Raw genomic sequence first — 15,161 nt, 5'->3', positions numbered from 1 at the left:
GAACCAGGTCCTTCATGTCCCCGGACGATTACTGCCAGCAGAAGACCGCGCAAAGCGGCTCCAGTTTTTACTACAGCTTCCTGTTCCTGCCTCCCGAACGCCGCCGCGCCATCACCGCGCTGTACGCCTTCTGCCGCGAGGTGGACGACACGGTGGACGAATGCACGGACCAGGGCGTCGCGCGCATCAAGCTGGCGTGGTGGCGCAACGAGATCTCCAGCATGTACAAGGGCACGCCCGGCCATCCAGTGACGCAGGCGCTGCACCGGCACGTATCCGCGTACGGCCTGGAGCAGGAGCACCTGCAGGCGATCATCGACGGCATGGAGATGGACCTGGACCAGACCCGCTACCTCGACTTCGCGGCGCTGCAGAAGTACTGCTGGCGCGTGGCGAGCGTGGTGGGCATCCTGTCGGCCAGCATTTTCGGCGTGACCAATCCGCAGACCCTGAAGTACGCGGAAAAGCTGGGCCTCGCGTTCCAGCTCACCAACATCATTCGCGACGTCGGCGAAGACGCGCGCAAGGGCCGCATCTACCTGCCGGTCAGCGAACTGCAGCAGTTCGACGTGAAGGCGGCGGAAATCCTGAATGCGCGCCACAGCGACAAGTTCGAGCGCCTGATGCAGTTCCAGGCCGAACGCGCGCAACGCCTGTACGACGAAGCGTTTGCGCTGCTGCCGAAGGAAGACCGGCGCGCCCAGCGTCCCGGCCTGATGATGGCGGCGATCTACCGCACGGTGCTCGACGAAATCGAGCGCGACGGCTTCAAGGTCCTCACCCAGCGCACCTCGCTGACCCCGATCCGCAAGCTGTGGCTGGCGTGGAAGACCTATGTCCGCAACTGACGGCATTGCCGTCGTCGGGGGCGGCTGGGCCGGCTCCGCCGCGGCGCTGACGCTGGCGCAGGCTGGCCGCAAGGTCACCCTGTTCGAGGCGCAGCGCACCCCCGGCGGGCGTGCCCGCGCGGTCGAGGTGCACGGGCACATGCTCGACAACGGCCAGCACATCATGCTGGGCGCGTACCGCGAAACGCTGCGCCTGATGCGCCTTGCGGGACTCGACGCCAGACATGCCCTGCTCAAGCTGCCGCTGCAGATGCGCTATCCGCCGGGCCAGGGCATGGACTTTGCCGCGCCGCGCCTCCCTGCCCCGCTGCACCTGCTGGGCGCCCTGCTGCGCGCACGCGGCCTTGGCCGCGAGGACAAGCTGGCACTGGCGCGCTTTTCGTCCACGGCGCGCTGGATGGGCTGGACGCTGCACACCGATTGCAGCGTGGCCGAGCTGCTGGACCGTTTCGACCAGACCGCGCGCATCAACCGCCTGATGTGGCATCCGCTGTGCCTGGCCGCGCTGAACACGCCGCCCGAGCGCGCCTCGGCACAAGTGTTCCTGAACGTCCTGCGCGACAGCCTGGGCGCAAGGCGGGCCGCATCCGACATGCTGCTGCCGCGTACCGACCTGACCAGCGCCTTCCCGGCCGCCGCATTGAATGTGGTGCAGTCGCGCGGCGGCGCGGTCCACTGCGCAACGCGGGTCGACCGCGTCGCCCCCGCGTCCGGCGGCGGTTGGCAGGTCGACGCCAGCGGCAGCGCGGTCGGTGGCGCGCTGTCCGCGCAGTATGCCGGCGTGGTGCTGGCCGTCCCGCCCGGCGCCGCCGCCGCGCTACTCGATCCGCTGGCCGCAGCCGTGGAAGCGGTCGCGGAGCTGGCCGCACAGCTGCGCGCCTTCGACTACGAGCCGATCACCACCTGCTACTTCCAGTTCCCGCCGGCGATGCGCCTGGCGCGGCCGTTCTTCGCGCTCGAGGACGCCCCCGCGCACGGCCATTTCGCCCAGTTCGTATTCGACCGCGGCCACGTGGACCCCGGCCATGCCGGGCTGCTGGCTGCGGTCATCAGCTGTTCCGCCGATGCTGCCGCGCTGCCACAGGAACAGCTGGCCGCGTCCACCGCCGCCCAGCTCGCGGCCGCGTTTGGCGATCCTGCGCTGGCGCAGCCGCTGTGGAGCCGCGTCATCACGGAAAAGCGCGCCACGTTCGCGTGCACGCCCGGCCTCGCGCGGCCCGCGAACGCGACCGCCCTGCCAGGCCTGGTGCTGGCGGGCGACCACACGGCCAGCGCCTACCCGGCCACGCTGGAGGCGGCGGTCCGCAGCGGCGTAGAGGCCGCAAAGTTGCTGGCGGCGCTCCGGTAATCGGCCCGATGACCCACCTGTCCCTGCAATTTTGCAGCCTGTCGCATTCCCGTGGCTGCGCGCGGGCCGCGCCAGTACAGTTCCATCATCGACAACGGCGTGGACAAACGGGACCCCAAATGAACATCTTGCAAACGATACGACTGCTCGCGGTACTGGCGCTCGTGATTGCGAGCACGGCTTTGATTGTCAATATGCTAACCGCGGAGGCGCTCGAATTGCGCGCGCTGACGCAGATCGGCCTGTACCGGGCCTGAGGTAAGACGGAGTAACGATGGGCAGACTGGAATACATCGACGCGCTGAAGCGGGCCCTCGCGGGCCTGCCGACCGATACCGTGGCGCGCACGCTGGCCTATTACGAGCAGCGCTTCATCGATGGACTGGCCGCCGGCCGCAGCGAAGACGAAATCAGCGCGGATCTGGGCGACCCCAAGCAGATCGCAATGACCCTGCGCGCCAACGCGCACCGCGAGTCGCTGGAACCGGCCAAGGCGCGCCCTTCCGTGCTGCGCATGGCCGCCACCACGGTGGGGCTGGCCGTGTTCAACCTGTTCATGGTGGTCCCGGCAGCGGTGTTCGCAGCAATCCTGGCCGCCATCTACGCCGTCTCGTTTGCGCTCTATTTCGGAGGCATCGTGGTCACCGCGAGCGGCCTGGCTGGCGCCAACGAAATCGTCTTCAGCAGCCCGAATGTGTATTACGAGGACGGCCGCGAAGTGCGGCGCGGCGAACTGACCCGCGTGACGATCGGCCACGACGGCGTGAACGTGCACAAGGAGCATGGCGGGAACGCGAACCCGGACGACGACGTCAGCGCGCCGTCGCGCGTCATCCGCCATGAGGAAACAGTGGCCGGCCGCGGCATCCGCATCTACACCGACCTCGACACCCATTCGCGCACCACGCAGTCGCTGGTCGGACTGGCCATGGTGGCCGGCGGGATCGTCGTGTTCCTGCTTTGCCTGGTCGTTTCGAACTACGCGTTCATCGGCCTGCGCCGCTACTTTGACATGAACCTGTCCCTGATCCGGGGCGGGTAGGAATAGGAAGCAGATTGTGCGTACATTGATCAAGACCGGTTTCACGCTGCTGGTAGTGGCGTTCCTGCTGATTTCGGCCGGCTATGGCGCGCTGCGCGTGCATGGCATCAACGCGCCGGCCAACGCGGAAGGCCGTGTGGTGGTGAGCGAGCAGCGCCCGATCAACCGCGATGTCACCAATATCGAACTGCGCGGCCCGATCAGCATGACCGTGCGGCGCGGCGATACGCCTTCGCTGACGGTGCGCGGCGAGCAGCGCCTGCTGTCGAACATCGCCACCGTGCAGGAAGGATCGAGCATCCAGATCCACGTGTCCGGCATGCTGCTCTACCACCGCAACAAGATCGAGGTGGACCTGGTGCTGCCAGCGCTGGAGCACCTGGAAGTAGCGGGTTCGGGCACCCACAGCGTGCGCGGCTTCGGCGGCGAACGCATCGAAATTAACAAGCGCGGCTCCGGCCGGCTGGTGTTCGACGGTCGCTATCGCCAGGTCGTCGCCAGCGCCTACGACAGCGGCGCCACCGAGATCAACACCGGGGATACGGACAAGGTCGCGCTCGAAATGGTTGGCTCGGGCGAAATGACGGTGATCGGCAGCTGCAAGACCCTGCGTGCCGAGCACTCCGGTAGCGGCGAGCTCGATGCGCAGCACCTGGCCGCGGACGAGGCCGTGCTGGAACAGGCCGGTTCGGGCAGCGCCCGCATCTTCGCGCGCCGCAGCGTGGTCGTGACGACCAACGGCGGCGGCGACGTGGAGGTGCACGGCAATCCGAAGGACCGTACGGTATCGCGCAACGGTTCCGGCGACGTCAACTTCCGCGACTGATCCAGTCCAGCGCCGCGCGCCCTGCCGCGCGGCCGCTGGCGAAGCACGCGCTCAGCAGGTAGCCGCCGGTCGGCGCTTCCCAGTCGAGCATCTCTCCCGCCACGAACATCCCCGGCAGCGCCCGCAGCATCTGGCCGTCGAGCGCTTCGAAGCGCACGCCGCCACCGCTGCTGATCGCTTCCTCCACCGGGCGCGCGCGCTCGAGCACAAGCGGCAGCCGCTTGATGGCGGCGGCCAGCTTGTCCACGTCGTCGAAGTCCTGTTTCGGCAGGCACTCGCGCAACAGGCCCGCCTTGACGCCCTTGATGCCGAGCCGTCCCTGCAGGTGGCTCGACATCGAGCGCGAGCCGCGCGGACGCGAGACTTCCTCCAGCACACGCTGCGCCGTGTGGTCGGGGCACAGGTCCAGCCACACTGTGGTCTTTCCCGCGGCAGCGATCTGGTCGCGCAGGCGCGCCGACAAGGCATACACCAGGCTGCCCTCGATGCCTGTCGCAGTGACCACAAACTGGCCGCGCCGCCATCCGGCGCCCTCCGCCTGCATGGCGACCGTGATCAGCGGCTCGCCCGCGTGCCGGGCGCTGAAATGCGCGCTCCAGTTCACGTCGAAACCGCAATTGGACGGCACCAGCGGCGCCGCGTCGACGCCGCGTGCGCGCAGCAGCGGCAGCCATGCGCCGTCCGATCCGAGCCGCGGCCAGCTTGCTCCGCCCAGCGCGAGGACCGCGGCACCGGGCGCGATCGCCATCCTTCCCTGCGGCGTCTCGAATGCCAGCGATCCGTCATCGTTCCAGCCAATCCAGCGGTGGCGCATGTGGAACTGGACGCCGGATTCGCGCAGCCGGTGCAGCCACGCGCGCAGGAGCGGCGCCGCCTTCATGTCCGTCGGGAACACGCGGCCTGACGTGCCAACGAAGGTATCGATGCCGAGCGCGTGGATCCACTCGCGCAACTGGCCCGGCGTGAACTGGTCCAGCCATGCCTGCACCTCGCCGGCGCGTACGCCGTAGCGCTGGACGAACGCGCCGAAATCCTCGGAGTGCGTGATGTTCATGCCGCCCTTCCCCGCCAGCAGGAACTTGCGGCCGACCGACGGCATGGCGTCGTACAGGTCGACGCGCACTCCCGCTTGCGCGAGCACCTCGGCGGCCATCAGGCCGGCCGGACCGCCGCCAATGACGGCTGCGTGGCGGGGAGTATTCTGGGGCGTCATCTGCGTTATCACGGGAGCTGGAAGGAGCCGCATTGTAGTCGAAAACGGCATGTGTAAAGTTTGCTTGACATGCGGCCTGCTTGCGTCTAATGTAAAGCATACTTTACACACAGGAGATGGCGATGCGGGAGAAAGATGCGGCACGGATGTACAAGCGCGAAATGTGGTCGTCGCTCGCGCTCTACGCGGTCATACTGATGCTGGCGATCCGCTTCGGCCGCCCGATGCCGGAAGGCTTGCTGCGCACCGTGGTGCTGGCCAGTCCGATGATCGGCTTCGGCGCGGCCTTCTGGGCGATCGTCCGGCATTTCGCGCGCATGGACGAATACATCCGCCGTACGCAGCTGGAGAACATCGCGATGGCAGCAGGCATCACGGCCGGACTCTCGTTCACCTACGGCTTCCTGGAGACGGCGGGCTTCCCCAAACTGTCCATGTTCTCCGTCTGGATCACGATGGGCGGCGCATGGGCCGGGATCAGCCTGCTGCGCTGCCGGCTGCTGGCGCGATGAAGAACATCGTGCGTGAACTGCGCGCGGAAAAAGGATGGAGCCAGGCGCACCTGGCCGACCTGCTGGAAGTGTCGCGCCAGACCGTGAATGCGATAGAAACCGGCCGCTACGACCCCAGCCTGCCGCTCGCCTTTGCGCTGGCGCGGCTGTTTGAACAACCGATCGAATCGATCTTTACCGACGAGGAGCACGCATGAAAGCTGCACTGACACTTGCCGCCGCACTGACACTGGGCATCCCCCTCACGGCGCAATGCGCCGCCCCCACGCCGTTGCGCTTCGCCTCCGCTCCCGCGCCCGCCGAACGGTTCGAGGTCGGCGGCATGCTGGTCGAACGCCATGGTGAACGCGGCAGGCCGATGATCCTGGTGCCTGGCCTGGCCAGCGGCGCCTGGGCCTGGCAAGGCATGGTCGAACGGTTCAAGGGCGACCATGTGCTGTATGTGGTCACGCCGGCCGGCTTCAGCGGACGCGCGCCGCTGCAGGGCGACCTGGTCGCGGCAACGCGGCAGGCGCTGAAGGACCTGATCGTGCAGCGCGGCCTCAAGGCACCGGTGCTGGTCGGGCACAGCATGGGCGCCACCCTGGCGATCATGCTCGCGCAGGACGAGCCTGCGCTGGTGGGCGGCGTGGTGGCAATCGACGGCCTGCCGGTTTTCCCGGGCACCGAAGACGTGCCGAGGGAGCAGCGCGCGCAGATGGCGGCGCAGGCGAAGGCCAGCGCAGCGGGCATGACGCCGGCCATGTACGAGGCGCAGCAAAAGAACTACATGCGCACCATCGGCTCCATCGACATGGCGCGCGCGGACGATATGGCGGTCATGTCGTCGTCCAGCAACCCGGCGGTGGTGACCGACACCATGGCCAGCCTGCTGGCGCTCGACCTGCGCGACCGGCTGGCCACGATCAGGGCGCCGGTACTGGTGATCGCGCCCTACTATGCACCGGACGTGGCGCAGGAGAACATCAGCATGGAACAGAAACTGGAGTACTACAAGACACTGATGGCGGGCACGCCCAAGCTGACGGTAATGCCGGTGTCGCCGGCCCGGCACTTTGCCATGATCGACCAGCCGGACGCCGTCGCCAGCATGATCCGCGACTTCGTCAAGACTTTGTAACCTCAGCCGCCCGTCACGGGCGGGAAGAACGCGATTTCGGCGCCGCTTTCGAGCGGCGCGGTCTCATTGCACATCGCCTGGTTGCAGGCCATGCGCAGCGCGCGGTTGCCGCCCAGTGCTTCTTCCCATGCGCCGCCGCGCCGCACCAGCAGGTCGCGCAGCTCCCCGACCGTGGATATGCCTTCCGGCAGCGACAGGCGCTCCTCGGCAGTGCCAAGCTGCTCGCGCACGCTGGCGAAGAATTTGACCGTCACGTTCATCCGAGCAGCTCCGAAAACGGAATGAAGCGCACCAGGTCTCCCCGCACGACCGCCTTGCCGGGTGGGTTGTCGACCAGGCCGTCGGCCCATGATGTCGATGTCAGCACGGCCGATCCCTGGTTGGGGAACAGCTCCAGCGCGCCATCGTCGTTGACGCGGGCGCGCAGGAACTCGTTGCGTTTGTCCGGCCGCGGCCAGTCGAATGCTGCCGGCAGCATGAACGAGCGCGGAGCGCGCACCGCAGCGCCCTGCATGGCCAGGATGAACGGGCGCACGAACACGAGGAAGGTGACAAAACTCGATACCGGATTGCCAGGCAGGCCGAGGAAGAACGCTTTGCCGACCTGGCCGAACGCGAGCGGCTTGCCCGGCTTGACCGCAATCTGCCACATGTCCAGCCGCCCTTCAGCTTCGACGGCAGGCTTGACGTGGTCCTCCTCGCCGACCGAGACGCCGCCGGAAGTGATGACCAGGTCGCAGTTGGCGCAGGCCTCGCGCAGCGTGGCGCGGGTCGCGTCCAGCGAATCGGGCACGTTGCCGTAGTCCGCGATCGTGCAGCCGAGGTTTTCCAGCAGCGCGCGCAGCAGGAAGCGGTTGGAGTTATAGATGGCGCCGGGCGGCAGCACGCCGCCGGGCGCGTCGCCCGGCATTACCAGTTCGTCGCCGGTGAAGAACAGGCCAACGCGCAGGCGGCGCCGCACGCTCACCTGGGCCAGGCCCACCGATGCCGCAAGGCCCAGTTCCTGGCTGCGCAGCCGCACCCCGGCCGGCACGACTACGCTGCCTGCGCGGATGTCCTCGCCCCGGCGGCGGATCCATTCGCCCGGTGCCGGCGTGTGCTTCACGGTGACGCTCGCGCCGTCCGCCGACAGTTCGCACTGCTCCTGCATCACGACCGCGTCCGCGCCTTCGGGAATCAGGGCGCCGGTGAAGATGCGCGCCGCGGTGCCCGGTTCGAGGAAGGCGCCGACGTGGCCCGCCGGGATGCGTTGCGCCACCCGCAGCGTGGCCCCGCCGCCGGCGCAATCGGCTGCGCGCACCGCGTAGCCGTCCATCTGGGTATTGTCGGCCGCAGGGACGTCGATGGTCGAATGCAGCGCCTGCGCCAGGATGCGCCCATTCGCCTCCAGCGTCGGCACGGTCTCGATGTCCTCCACGGGGCGCGCCGCGGACAGCATGGTGTCGAGCGCATCGCGCACCGGCATCAGTGGCTTGGGTGTGTAGCTCATGTTTTACAGGCCCGTTTGGCTGGCGATGAACTCCTTGATGCGCGCGACGTCGGTCGGCATCACCACGAAACGCTGCGGCAGCGCCTCGATGCCTTCGAAGCCTGGCGGACGTTCGGCGTCGGTGCCGATCGCTTCAAGGATCGTTTCGTTGAACTTGGCGGCCAGCGCCGTCTCCAGCACGATCATCGGCACGCCGGTTTCGATATGCTCGCGCGCCACCTTGATGCCGTCGGCGGTATGCGTGTCCACCGTGATGCCGTAGTCGTCGAACACGTCGCGGATCGTGGCGATGCGGTCGGCATGGGTCGAGCGGCCGGACTCGAAGCCATACTGCGCCACGTGCGCGAACTCGTCGCCATCGCTGCCGGGGCGGCCGGAGAGGTCGAATCCGCCATCGGTGTCCACCTTCTCGAACAGCGCCCGCACGCGCGCGCTGTCGCGGCCGACCAGGTCGTACACGAAGCGTTCGAAGTTCGACGCCTTGGAAATATCCATCGACGGGCTGCTGGTGTGGAAGGTCTCGGCAGCCTTGCGCACCCGGTACACGCCGGTGCGGAAGAATTCGTCCAGTACGTCGTTCTCGTTGGTCGCGACGACCAGCTTGTCGATGGGCAGGCCCATCATGCGGGCGATGTGCCCCGCGCAGATGTTCCCGAAATTCCCCGACGGGACCGTGAACGAGACTTTCTGGTCGTTGGCCGTGGTCGCCATCAGGTAGCCGCGGAAGTAGTACACCACCTGCGCCACCACGCGTGCCCAGTTGATCGAGTTGACGGTGCCGATCTTGTGGCGCGCCTTGAATTCGAGGTCGTTGGAAACCGCCTTGACCATGTCCTGGCAGTCGTCGAACACGCCTTCCACAGCGATGTTGTGGATGTTCGGGTCCTGCAGGCTGAACATCTGAGCGGTCTGGAAGGCGCTCATCTTCTTGTGCGGGGACAGCATGAAGACGCTGATGCCGGCCTTGCCGCGCATGGCGTATTCCGCAGCGCTGCCGGTGTCGCCGGAGGTGGCGCCAAAAATGTTCAGCTGCGCGTGCTGCTTGGCCAGCGCGTATTCGAACAGGTTGCCGAGCAGCTGCATGGCCATGTCCTTGAACGCCAGCGTCGGCCCGTTCGACAGGGCCTGCAGGATCAGGGTCTGGCCGCCTTCGTCGTGCAGCACGCGCAGCGGGGTGATGTCGGCGGCCGATTCGCCGGGCCGCGCGTTGCGGTATACCTCGGGAGTGTAGGTCTTCTGCGTGAGCGCGCGCAGGTCCGCATCGGGGATGTCGGTGGCGAACTTGCGCAGGATCTCATAGGCCAGGTCCGCATAGGACAGGCTGCGCCAGGCATCGAGTTCGGCCGCGGTCACCTGCGGATACTCAAGCGGCATGTACAGGCCGCCGTCGGGGGCCAGGCCGCCCAGCAGGATGCCGGTGAAGCTCTTGCGGGACTCGGGATCGGCCGGGTTGGCGGCGCGCGTCGAAACGTATTGCATGGGCGGGTCGTCCGGTAGCTGCTTGTCGAACAGCTATTGTAGCGCGACGGGGCTGCGCTGTCGGAGACCGTCCCCAAGGGGGACAGTCCCCTTGTGGTCAGCAGGCCGGCTGGTTGACCGAGATGACGTGGATGGTGGCCAGGCCGCCCAGCGAGGTCTCCTTGTACTTGACCTGCATGTCGGCGCCGGTCTGGCGCATCGTCTCGATCACGTTGTCCAGGCTGACGAAGTGCGTGCCGTCGCCCTTGAGCGACAGCGATGCCGCGGTGATCGCCTTGATCGCGCCCATGCCGTTGCGCTCGATGCACGGGATCTGCACCAGGCCGCCGATCGGGTCGCAGGTCATGCCCAAATGGTGTTCGATGCCGATTTCGGCCGCGTTCTCGATTTGCGCATTGGTGCCGCCGAGCGCTGCGACCAGGCCCGCCGCCGCCATCGCGCAGGCGACGCCCACCTCGCCCTGGCAGCCCACTTCGGCGCCGGAAATCGAGGCGTTACGCTTGCACAGCATGCCGATCGCGGATGCGGTCAGCAGGAAGTCGCGCAGGCCCGCTACCGGATTGCTCGGGTTGCAGTCCTCGGCGTAATAGCGCAGCACCGCCGGGATGATGCCCGCAGCGCCATTGGTCGGCGCCGTGACGACACGGCCGCCGGCCGCGTTTTCCTCGTTGACCGCCATTGCGTACAGCGTGACGTGGTGCAACGCGTCGTGCGGCAGCTGGTTGGCGCGGTCCGATGCGGTGGCGCACTGCGCCTGCTTCCACAAGTCGGCCGCGCGGCGTTTCACATTCAGCCCGCCCGGCAGCTGGCCCGGCGTGACCAAGCCGTGCGAGATGCAGTCGTTCATGACGTGCCAGATGCGGTCCAGGCCCGCGTCCAGCTGCTCCCGGCTCATGCGCGCTTCCTCGTTCGCGCGCAGCATGTCGGGGATGCGCAGGCCGCTGTCGCGTCCGAGCGCAAGCAGCTGGTCCATCGTATCGAACGGGAATGGAATCGGGGCGCCGCCAGCAGCAGCTTCCGCCTGCGCTTCGCCCGCGGCGCGAATGAAGCCACCGCCGATCGAATAGTAGGTCTTTTCGAAGATCGAACCGTCCGCGCGGGTCAGCGCAAAGCGCATGCCGTTCGGGTGCTCCGGCAGCGACTCGGACTTGTGGAAGCCGAGCACGAACGGCACTTCCCTGCCGCCCAGCAGCCGGATGCGGCCGTCCAGCCGCACCTCGTCGACCTTGTCGTCGGCGCTGTCAGGATCGGTGTCCTGCGGCGTTTCGCCGAGCAGGCCGAGGATCACGGCCTTGTCGGTGCCGTGGCCCACGCCGGTCAGGGCGAGGGAGCCGAACAGGTGCGCTTCCACGCCCGTCGCGTTATCCACGCTGCCCGCTTCCAGCAGGAAGCGGCGCGCGGCGACCATCGGGCCCACGGTGTGCGAGCTCGATGGTCCGATACCGATCTTGAAAAGATCGAAAACACTCATGTCCATCAGTTTGTCTCCGGTTTCTTATTATTGTTGTGTTGATCGCGGGAGCTGCTTACGCAGCCTTGCCCAGGCCGACGTCGATGTTTGCCAGCATGTCGGCAACCATCTCTTCGACACCGATACGGGCCTTCCAGCCCCAGTCGGCGGTCGCGCTGCTATCGTCCAGGCTCTTTGGCCAGCTGTCGGCGATCGCCTGGCGGCTGTCCGGCGTGTAGGCGATGCGGAATTCCGGACGCGCGCGGGTGATGGCCTCGGCCAGCTCGCGCGGGTTGAACGACACGCCCGCCACGTTGTACGACGAACGGATCTTCACCTGCTCCGCCGGCGCATCCATCAGCTCGATAGTAGCGCGGATTGCGTCGGGCATGTAGATCATCGGCAGGGTCGTTTCAGGGCCGAGGAAGCAGTCGTAGCGCTCGCCGCGCAGCGCCGAGTGGAAGATCGCGATGGCGTAGTCGGTGGTGCCGCCGCCCGGAGGCGACTTGAAGCTGATGATGCCCGGGTAGCGGATCGAGCGCACGTCCACGCCGTATTTGCTGAAGTAGTACTCGCACAGGCGCTCGCCGGCCAGCTTGCTGATGCCGTAGATCGTGCTCGGGTCCATCACCGTGTACTGCGGCGTATTGACGGACGGGGTGTTCGGGCCGAAGGCGGCGATCGACGAAGGCCAGAAGATCTTCATCGGCTTGCCCGCTTCCTTGCGCTCGCGCGCGATCTCGAGGATGTTCAGCAGGCCATCCATGTTCAGGGTCCAGGCCTTGAGCGGCGCTTTTTCGCCGGTGGCCGACAGCATCGCGGCCAGCTGGTACACCTGCGTGATGTTCTCGGTGGCGACGATGCGCTCCAGCGCTTCCTTGTCCAGCACGTTCAGCTTGACGTAGCGCGCGGCGTTGTACAAGTTGGTGTCCGAAATGTCCGAGGCGATCACGTTGGCCGCGCCGTGCTGCTGCGCCAGCGCTTCGACCAGTTCACTGCCGATCTGGCCGTTGGCGCCGATGATGAGGATACGTTCCATTATTCTGCTTCCTTAGTTCTTGATGATGCCCAGCTCGCGGCCGGCTTGTTCGAATGCCGCCAGTACGCGGTCCAGTTGTTCGCGGGTGTGCGCCGCCGAGAGCTGCACGCGCACGCGCGCCTGGCCCATCGGCACCACCGGGTAGAAGAAGCCGGACAGCAGCACGCCCAGCTCATACATGCGGGCGGCGAATTTCTGCGCGACCGGTGCTTCGAACAGCATCACCGGCACCACCGGGTGCGTGCCCGGCTTGATGGTGAAGCCGATGCGCTCGATCTCCTTGCGGAAGTAGGCGGTGTTTTCGTGCAGGCGGTCGCGCAGCTCGGTCGACTTGCTGATGCGTTCCAGCACGGCCAGCGAGGCGCCGGCGATCATCGGGGCGAGCGTGTTCGAGAACAGGTACGGGCGCGACTTCTGGCGCAGCATCTCGATCACTTCCTTGCGGCCGGAGGTGAAGCCACCCATTGCGCCGCCCAGGGCCTTGCCCAGCGTGCCGGTGATGATGTCGATCTTGCCGACCAGGCCGAAATGCTCGTGCGTGCCGCGGCCGGTCTTGCCCATGAAGCCCGATGCGTGCGATTCGTCGATCATCGTCAGCGCACCGTATTTCTCTGCCAGGGCCACGATCTTGTCCAGCTGGGCGATGGTGCCGTCCATCGAGAACGCGCCGTCGGTCACGATGACCTTGTGGCGCTTGCCGGCTGCGGTGGCGTCCTGCAGCTGCTTTTCCAGGTCGGCCATGTCGTTGTGCGCGTAGCGGTAGCGGCCGGCCTTGCACAGGCGGATGCCGTCGATGATCGAGGCGTGGTTCAGCGCGTCGGAGATAATCGCGTCGTTCTCGTCGAACAGCGGCTCGAACACGCCGCCGTTGGCGTCGAAGGCCGCCGCGTACAGGATCGTGTCTTCGGTGCCGAGGAAGTCGGACAGCGCCTTTTCCAGCTGCTTGTGCACGGTCTGGGTGCCGCAGATGAAGCGCACCGACGACAGGCCGTAGCCGTACTGTTCGAGCGCGGCGGCGGCAGCCTTCTGCGTCTCGACGTCGCCGGACAGGCCCAGGTAATTATTCGCGCACATATTAATGAGCGTGCGGCCATCCTGTGCGGTCACTTCCGCGCCCTGGCGCGATGCGAGCACGCGTTCAGGCTTGAACAGCCCTTCCTGGGTCAGCGTGTCGAGTTTCTGTTGGAGGCCGCTATAGAATGCCTGGTCGCTCATGGTTTCCTCGTGCGTGAATGGTCCGGCTTGACCGGGGGTTGGCGAATGCTGTACCGTGGGGCCGTTCGACAAACAAAACATATTCAGTATGTCGAACACAGATTCAATATATTGAATATTACCCGCAGCGCCACCACTTAGCAATACACCCAGATGAATAAACCGCTCACGCTCAACTCCCCGCCAGAAGTCGGCGCCACGCTGCAACGGCTGCGCCTCGCCCGGGGGCTGACGCTGGAGGACCTGTCCCGTATTGCAGGGGTATCGAAGTCGATGCTGTCGCAGATCGAGCGGGAAAAGGCCAATCCTACCATCGCCATCACGTGGCGGCTCGCTAACGCGCTGGGCGTGGACATTAGCGAACTGCTATCGTCGGAAGTGCGGGTGACGGAAACCATCCGTGTGGTCGATGCGCACGAAACCCCTACCCTGCCCGGCACCCACGCCGGCTACTCGCTGCGCATCCTCGGTCCGATGGACCTGGCCGGCAAGTACGAGTGGTACGAGCTGACGCTGGCGCCCGGCGGCGAACTGACCTCGCAGGCGCACGACCCGGGCACCAGCGAGCACCTCACGGTCATCAACGGCACGGTCGAAGTGGAGGTGGGCGCGGAAAAGAAGAAGGTCCGCCACGGCGGCACCGCACGCTATCCGGCCGACCAGAACCACTCGATCCGCAACCACGGCAAGACCGAGGCCAAGGCGCTGCTGGTCGTCGTCCACCGCTAACGCACCCGGGGCAGTCCCGCGGGGACCGTCGCCGCCTCTGCGCCGAAGTAGCGGGCAATGCAGAGGGTTCCGGCGGTCGCCAGGATGTGCTTGATCGTGTGTCCGCTCAGCGGGAGCGCTGCAAACACGGCGTGGTCGGCCAGCTCGAACCCCTTTGCCGCGGCATAGCATGCAATCGCCGCCGCGTACGCCGTCACCTCCGGCCGGCGCGCACGCACCACGTACATCACGGCGGGAATCGCGACCAGGGGCGCCGCCTGCAGCAACAGGTACGGGCGCAGATCCCCTGTCAGCCCCCACCACGCGACACTGCCTACCGCAAATGCGACAAGGAGGCCGTTGATGCAGCGCGGCGCCGCGAGATGCCGGCGCGCGACGGCGGCCAGCAGCCCTGCGCAGGCCAGCGCGATCGGCAGGCGGTCGAACAGCAGGCGCGTGTCGTCGGGCGCCAGGTGGTACCAGGACGACCCGGCGGCAGTGGCGATCAGCGCGGCAAAGAACAGGCCGTAGGAGAAGCGCACGTCGTCCAGATGCGGCAAGGCGCGGGCACGCTGCACCATGGCGAGGCCATGGATGCCGACCGCAAGGAAGCCGAGGTTGGACAGGACATCGGCCGCGTTGGCGATGCCCAGCAAAGAACGCTGGTCGGCAAAAGCGTGGTAGTCGTCGAGCTGCGGGATGGGGCCGGCAACCAGCATTGCCAGGGCAATGGCGCAAAGCAGCGTGGCGGGAAGGATGAACGGGCGGGTAAACATGGCATTCCTTGGGAAGAGAATGCCGGCGAGTTTGCCTGCGTCTGGCGTGTGGAAGAAGTGATATCCGGAGCGTGCATTCGGGCTGCACCCGGCGTA

The 15,161-nt window shown here is 66.8% G+C and carries 17 protein-coding genes; 9 read left to right on the top strand and 8 right to left on the bottom strand.

Going from position 1 to position 15,161, the window contains the following annotated elements; all coding sequences use genetic code 11:
* Window positions 1-14: 14 nt before the first annotated feature.
* The 5 genes from hpnD (at window position 15) to ACFSQR_RS12710 (ending at window position 4,064) form a co-directional block, all read left to right on the top strand.
* The gene (hpnD, locus tag ACFSQR_RS12730; RefSeq protein ID WP_377730201.1) at window positions 15-848 is read left to right on the top strand and encodes a presqualene diphosphate synthase HpnD; all 834 of its coding nucleotides are present in this window, start codon (window positions 15-17) and stop codon (window positions 846-848) included.
* Window positions 835-2,196, top strand: coding sequence for a hydroxysqualene dehydroxylase HpnE (hpnE, locus tag ACFSQR_RS12725; protein ID WP_377730199.1), 1,362 nt, complete (start codon window positions 835-837; stop codon window positions 2,194-2,196). The genes hpnD and hpnE overlap by 14 nt, the downstream gene beginning before the upstream one ends.
* Window positions 2,197-2,315: 119 nt before the next feature.
* Window positions 2,316-2,453 (top strand): hypothetical protein, encoded by a 138-nt coding sequence (locus ACFSQR_RS12720; RefSeq protein ID WP_377730198.1) that lies wholly within the window; start codon window positions 2,316-2,318, stop codon window positions 2,451-2,453.
* A gap of 17 nt (window positions 2,454-2,470) precedes the next feature.
* Complete coding sequence (locus tag ACFSQR_RS12715; RefSeq protein WP_377730197.1) at window positions 2,471-3,238, top strand: DUF1700 domain-containing protein; 768 nt, start codon at window positions 2,471-2,473, stop codon at window positions 3,236-3,238.
* A gap of 16 nt (window positions 3,239-3,254) precedes the next feature.
* Window positions 3,255-4,064 carry a head GIN domain-containing protein gene (locus tag ACFSQR_RS12710; RefSeq protein ID WP_377730195.1) on the top strand — a complete coding sequence of 270 codons (810 nt, stop codon included), beginning with the start codon at window positions 3,255-3,257 and terminating at the stop codon, window positions 4,062-4,064.
* Here ACFSQR_RS12710 and ACFSQR_RS12705 read toward each other — a convergent pair.
* The gene (locus ACFSQR_RS12705; protein WP_377730194.1) at window positions 4,048-5,277 is read right to left on the bottom strand and encodes a TIGR03862 family flavoprotein; all 1,230 of its coding nucleotides are present in this window, start codon (window positions 5,275-5,277) and stop codon (window positions 4,048-4,050) included. The two genes, ACFSQR_RS12710 and ACFSQR_RS12705, sit on opposite strands and share 17 nt — an antisense overlap.
* Window positions 5,278-5,399: 122 nt before the next feature.
* Between ACFSQR_RS12705 and ACFSQR_RS12700 the strand changes: the two genes are divergently transcribed.
* From ACFSQR_RS12700 to ACFSQR_RS12690, 3 genes are read left to right on the top strand one after another with little or no spacing between them, the layout of a single operon-like run.
* On the top strand, window positions 5,400-5,789 hold the full coding sequence (locus ACFSQR_RS12700; protein WP_377730193.1) for a hypothetical protein: 390 nt from the start codon (window positions 5,400-5,402) through the stop codon (window positions 5,787-5,789).
* The gene (locus ACFSQR_RS12695) at window positions 5,786-5,986 is read left to right on the top strand and encodes a helix-turn-helix transcriptional regulator (protein WP_377730192.1); all 201 of its coding nucleotides are present in this window, start codon (window positions 5,786-5,788) and stop codon (window positions 5,984-5,986) included. Before ACFSQR_RS12700 ends, ACFSQR_RS12695 begins: the two co-directional genes overlap by 4 nt.
* On the top strand, window positions 5,983-6,909 hold the full coding sequence (locus ACFSQR_RS12690) for an alpha/beta fold hydrolase (protein WP_377730191.1): 927 nt from the start codon (window positions 5,983-5,985) through the stop codon (window positions 6,907-6,909). The genes ACFSQR_RS12695 and ACFSQR_RS12690 overlap by 4 nt, the downstream gene beginning before the upstream one ends.
* Before the next feature lie 2 nt (window positions 6,910-6,911).
* Here ACFSQR_RS12690 and moaD read toward each other — a convergent pair whose 3' ends face one another.
* The 6 genes from moaD to ACFSQR_RS12660 form a co-directional block, all read right to left on the bottom strand.
* Entirely contained in the window at window positions 6,912-7,169 is a 258-nt protein-coding gene (moaD, locus tag ACFSQR_RS12685; protein WP_377730190.1) for a molybdopterin converting factor subunit 1, read from the bottom strand.
* Complete coding sequence (glp, locus tag ACFSQR_RS12680; protein WP_377730189.1) at window positions 7,166-8,398, bottom strand: gephyrin-like molybdotransferase Glp; 1,233 nt, start codon at window positions 8,396-8,398, stop codon at window positions 7,166-7,168. The genes moaD and glp overlap by 4 nt, the downstream gene beginning before the upstream one ends.
* Window positions 8,399-8,401: 3 nt before the next feature.
* On the bottom strand, window positions 8,402-9,877 hold the full coding sequence (gene thrC / locus ACFSQR_RS12675; protein WP_377730188.1) for a threonine synthase: 1,476 nt from the start codon (window positions 9,875-9,877) through the stop codon (window positions 8,402-8,404).
* A gap of 97 nt (window positions 9,878-9,974) precedes the next feature.
* On the bottom strand, window positions 9,975-11,354 hold the full coding sequence (locus ACFSQR_RS12670) for an L-serine ammonia-lyase (protein ID WP_377730187.1): 1,380 nt from the start codon (window positions 11,352-11,354) through the stop codon (window positions 9,975-9,977).
* Window positions 11,355-11,403: 49 nt separating this feature from the next.
* Entirely contained in the window at window positions 11,404-12,366 is a 963-nt protein-coding gene (locus ACFSQR_RS12665; RefSeq protein ID WP_377730186.1) for an NAD-dependent epimerase/dehydratase family protein, read from the bottom strand.
* A gap of 12 nt (window positions 12,367-12,378) precedes the next feature.
* Window positions 12,379-13,581 carry a glycine C-acetyltransferase gene (locus ACFSQR_RS12660; RefSeq protein WP_377730185.1) on the bottom strand — a complete coding sequence of 401 codons (1,203 nt, stop codon included), beginning with the start codon at window positions 13,579-13,581 and terminating at the stop codon, window positions 12,379-12,381.
* Between the two features lie 153 nt (window positions 13,582-13,734).
* Here ACFSQR_RS12660 and ACFSQR_RS12655 point away from each other — a divergent pair, with 153 nt between their 5' ends.
* Window positions 13,735-14,310 carry a helix-turn-helix domain-containing protein gene (locus ACFSQR_RS12655; protein ID WP_377730184.1) on the top strand — a complete coding sequence of 192 codons (576 nt, stop codon included), beginning with the start codon at window positions 13,735-13,737 and terminating at the stop codon, window positions 14,308-14,310.
* Here ACFSQR_RS12655 and ACFSQR_RS12650 read toward each other — a convergent pair.
* A complete protein-coding gene (locus ACFSQR_RS12650; protein WP_377730183.1) occupies window positions 14,307-15,065 on the bottom strand; it encodes a hypothetical protein in 759 nt (252 codons plus the stop codon). The two genes, ACFSQR_RS12655 and ACFSQR_RS12650, sit on opposite strands and share 4 nt — an antisense overlap.
* Window positions 15,066-15,161 lie beyond the last annotated feature (96 nt).

It is taken from the genome of Pseudoduganella sp. GCM10020061, assembly GCF_042683405.1.
Lineage (GTDB): Bacteria > Pseudomonadota > Gammaproteobacteria > Burkholderiales > Burkholderiaceae_D > Telluria.
This window is presented reverse-complemented; position numbering and strand designations above follow the sequence as displayed.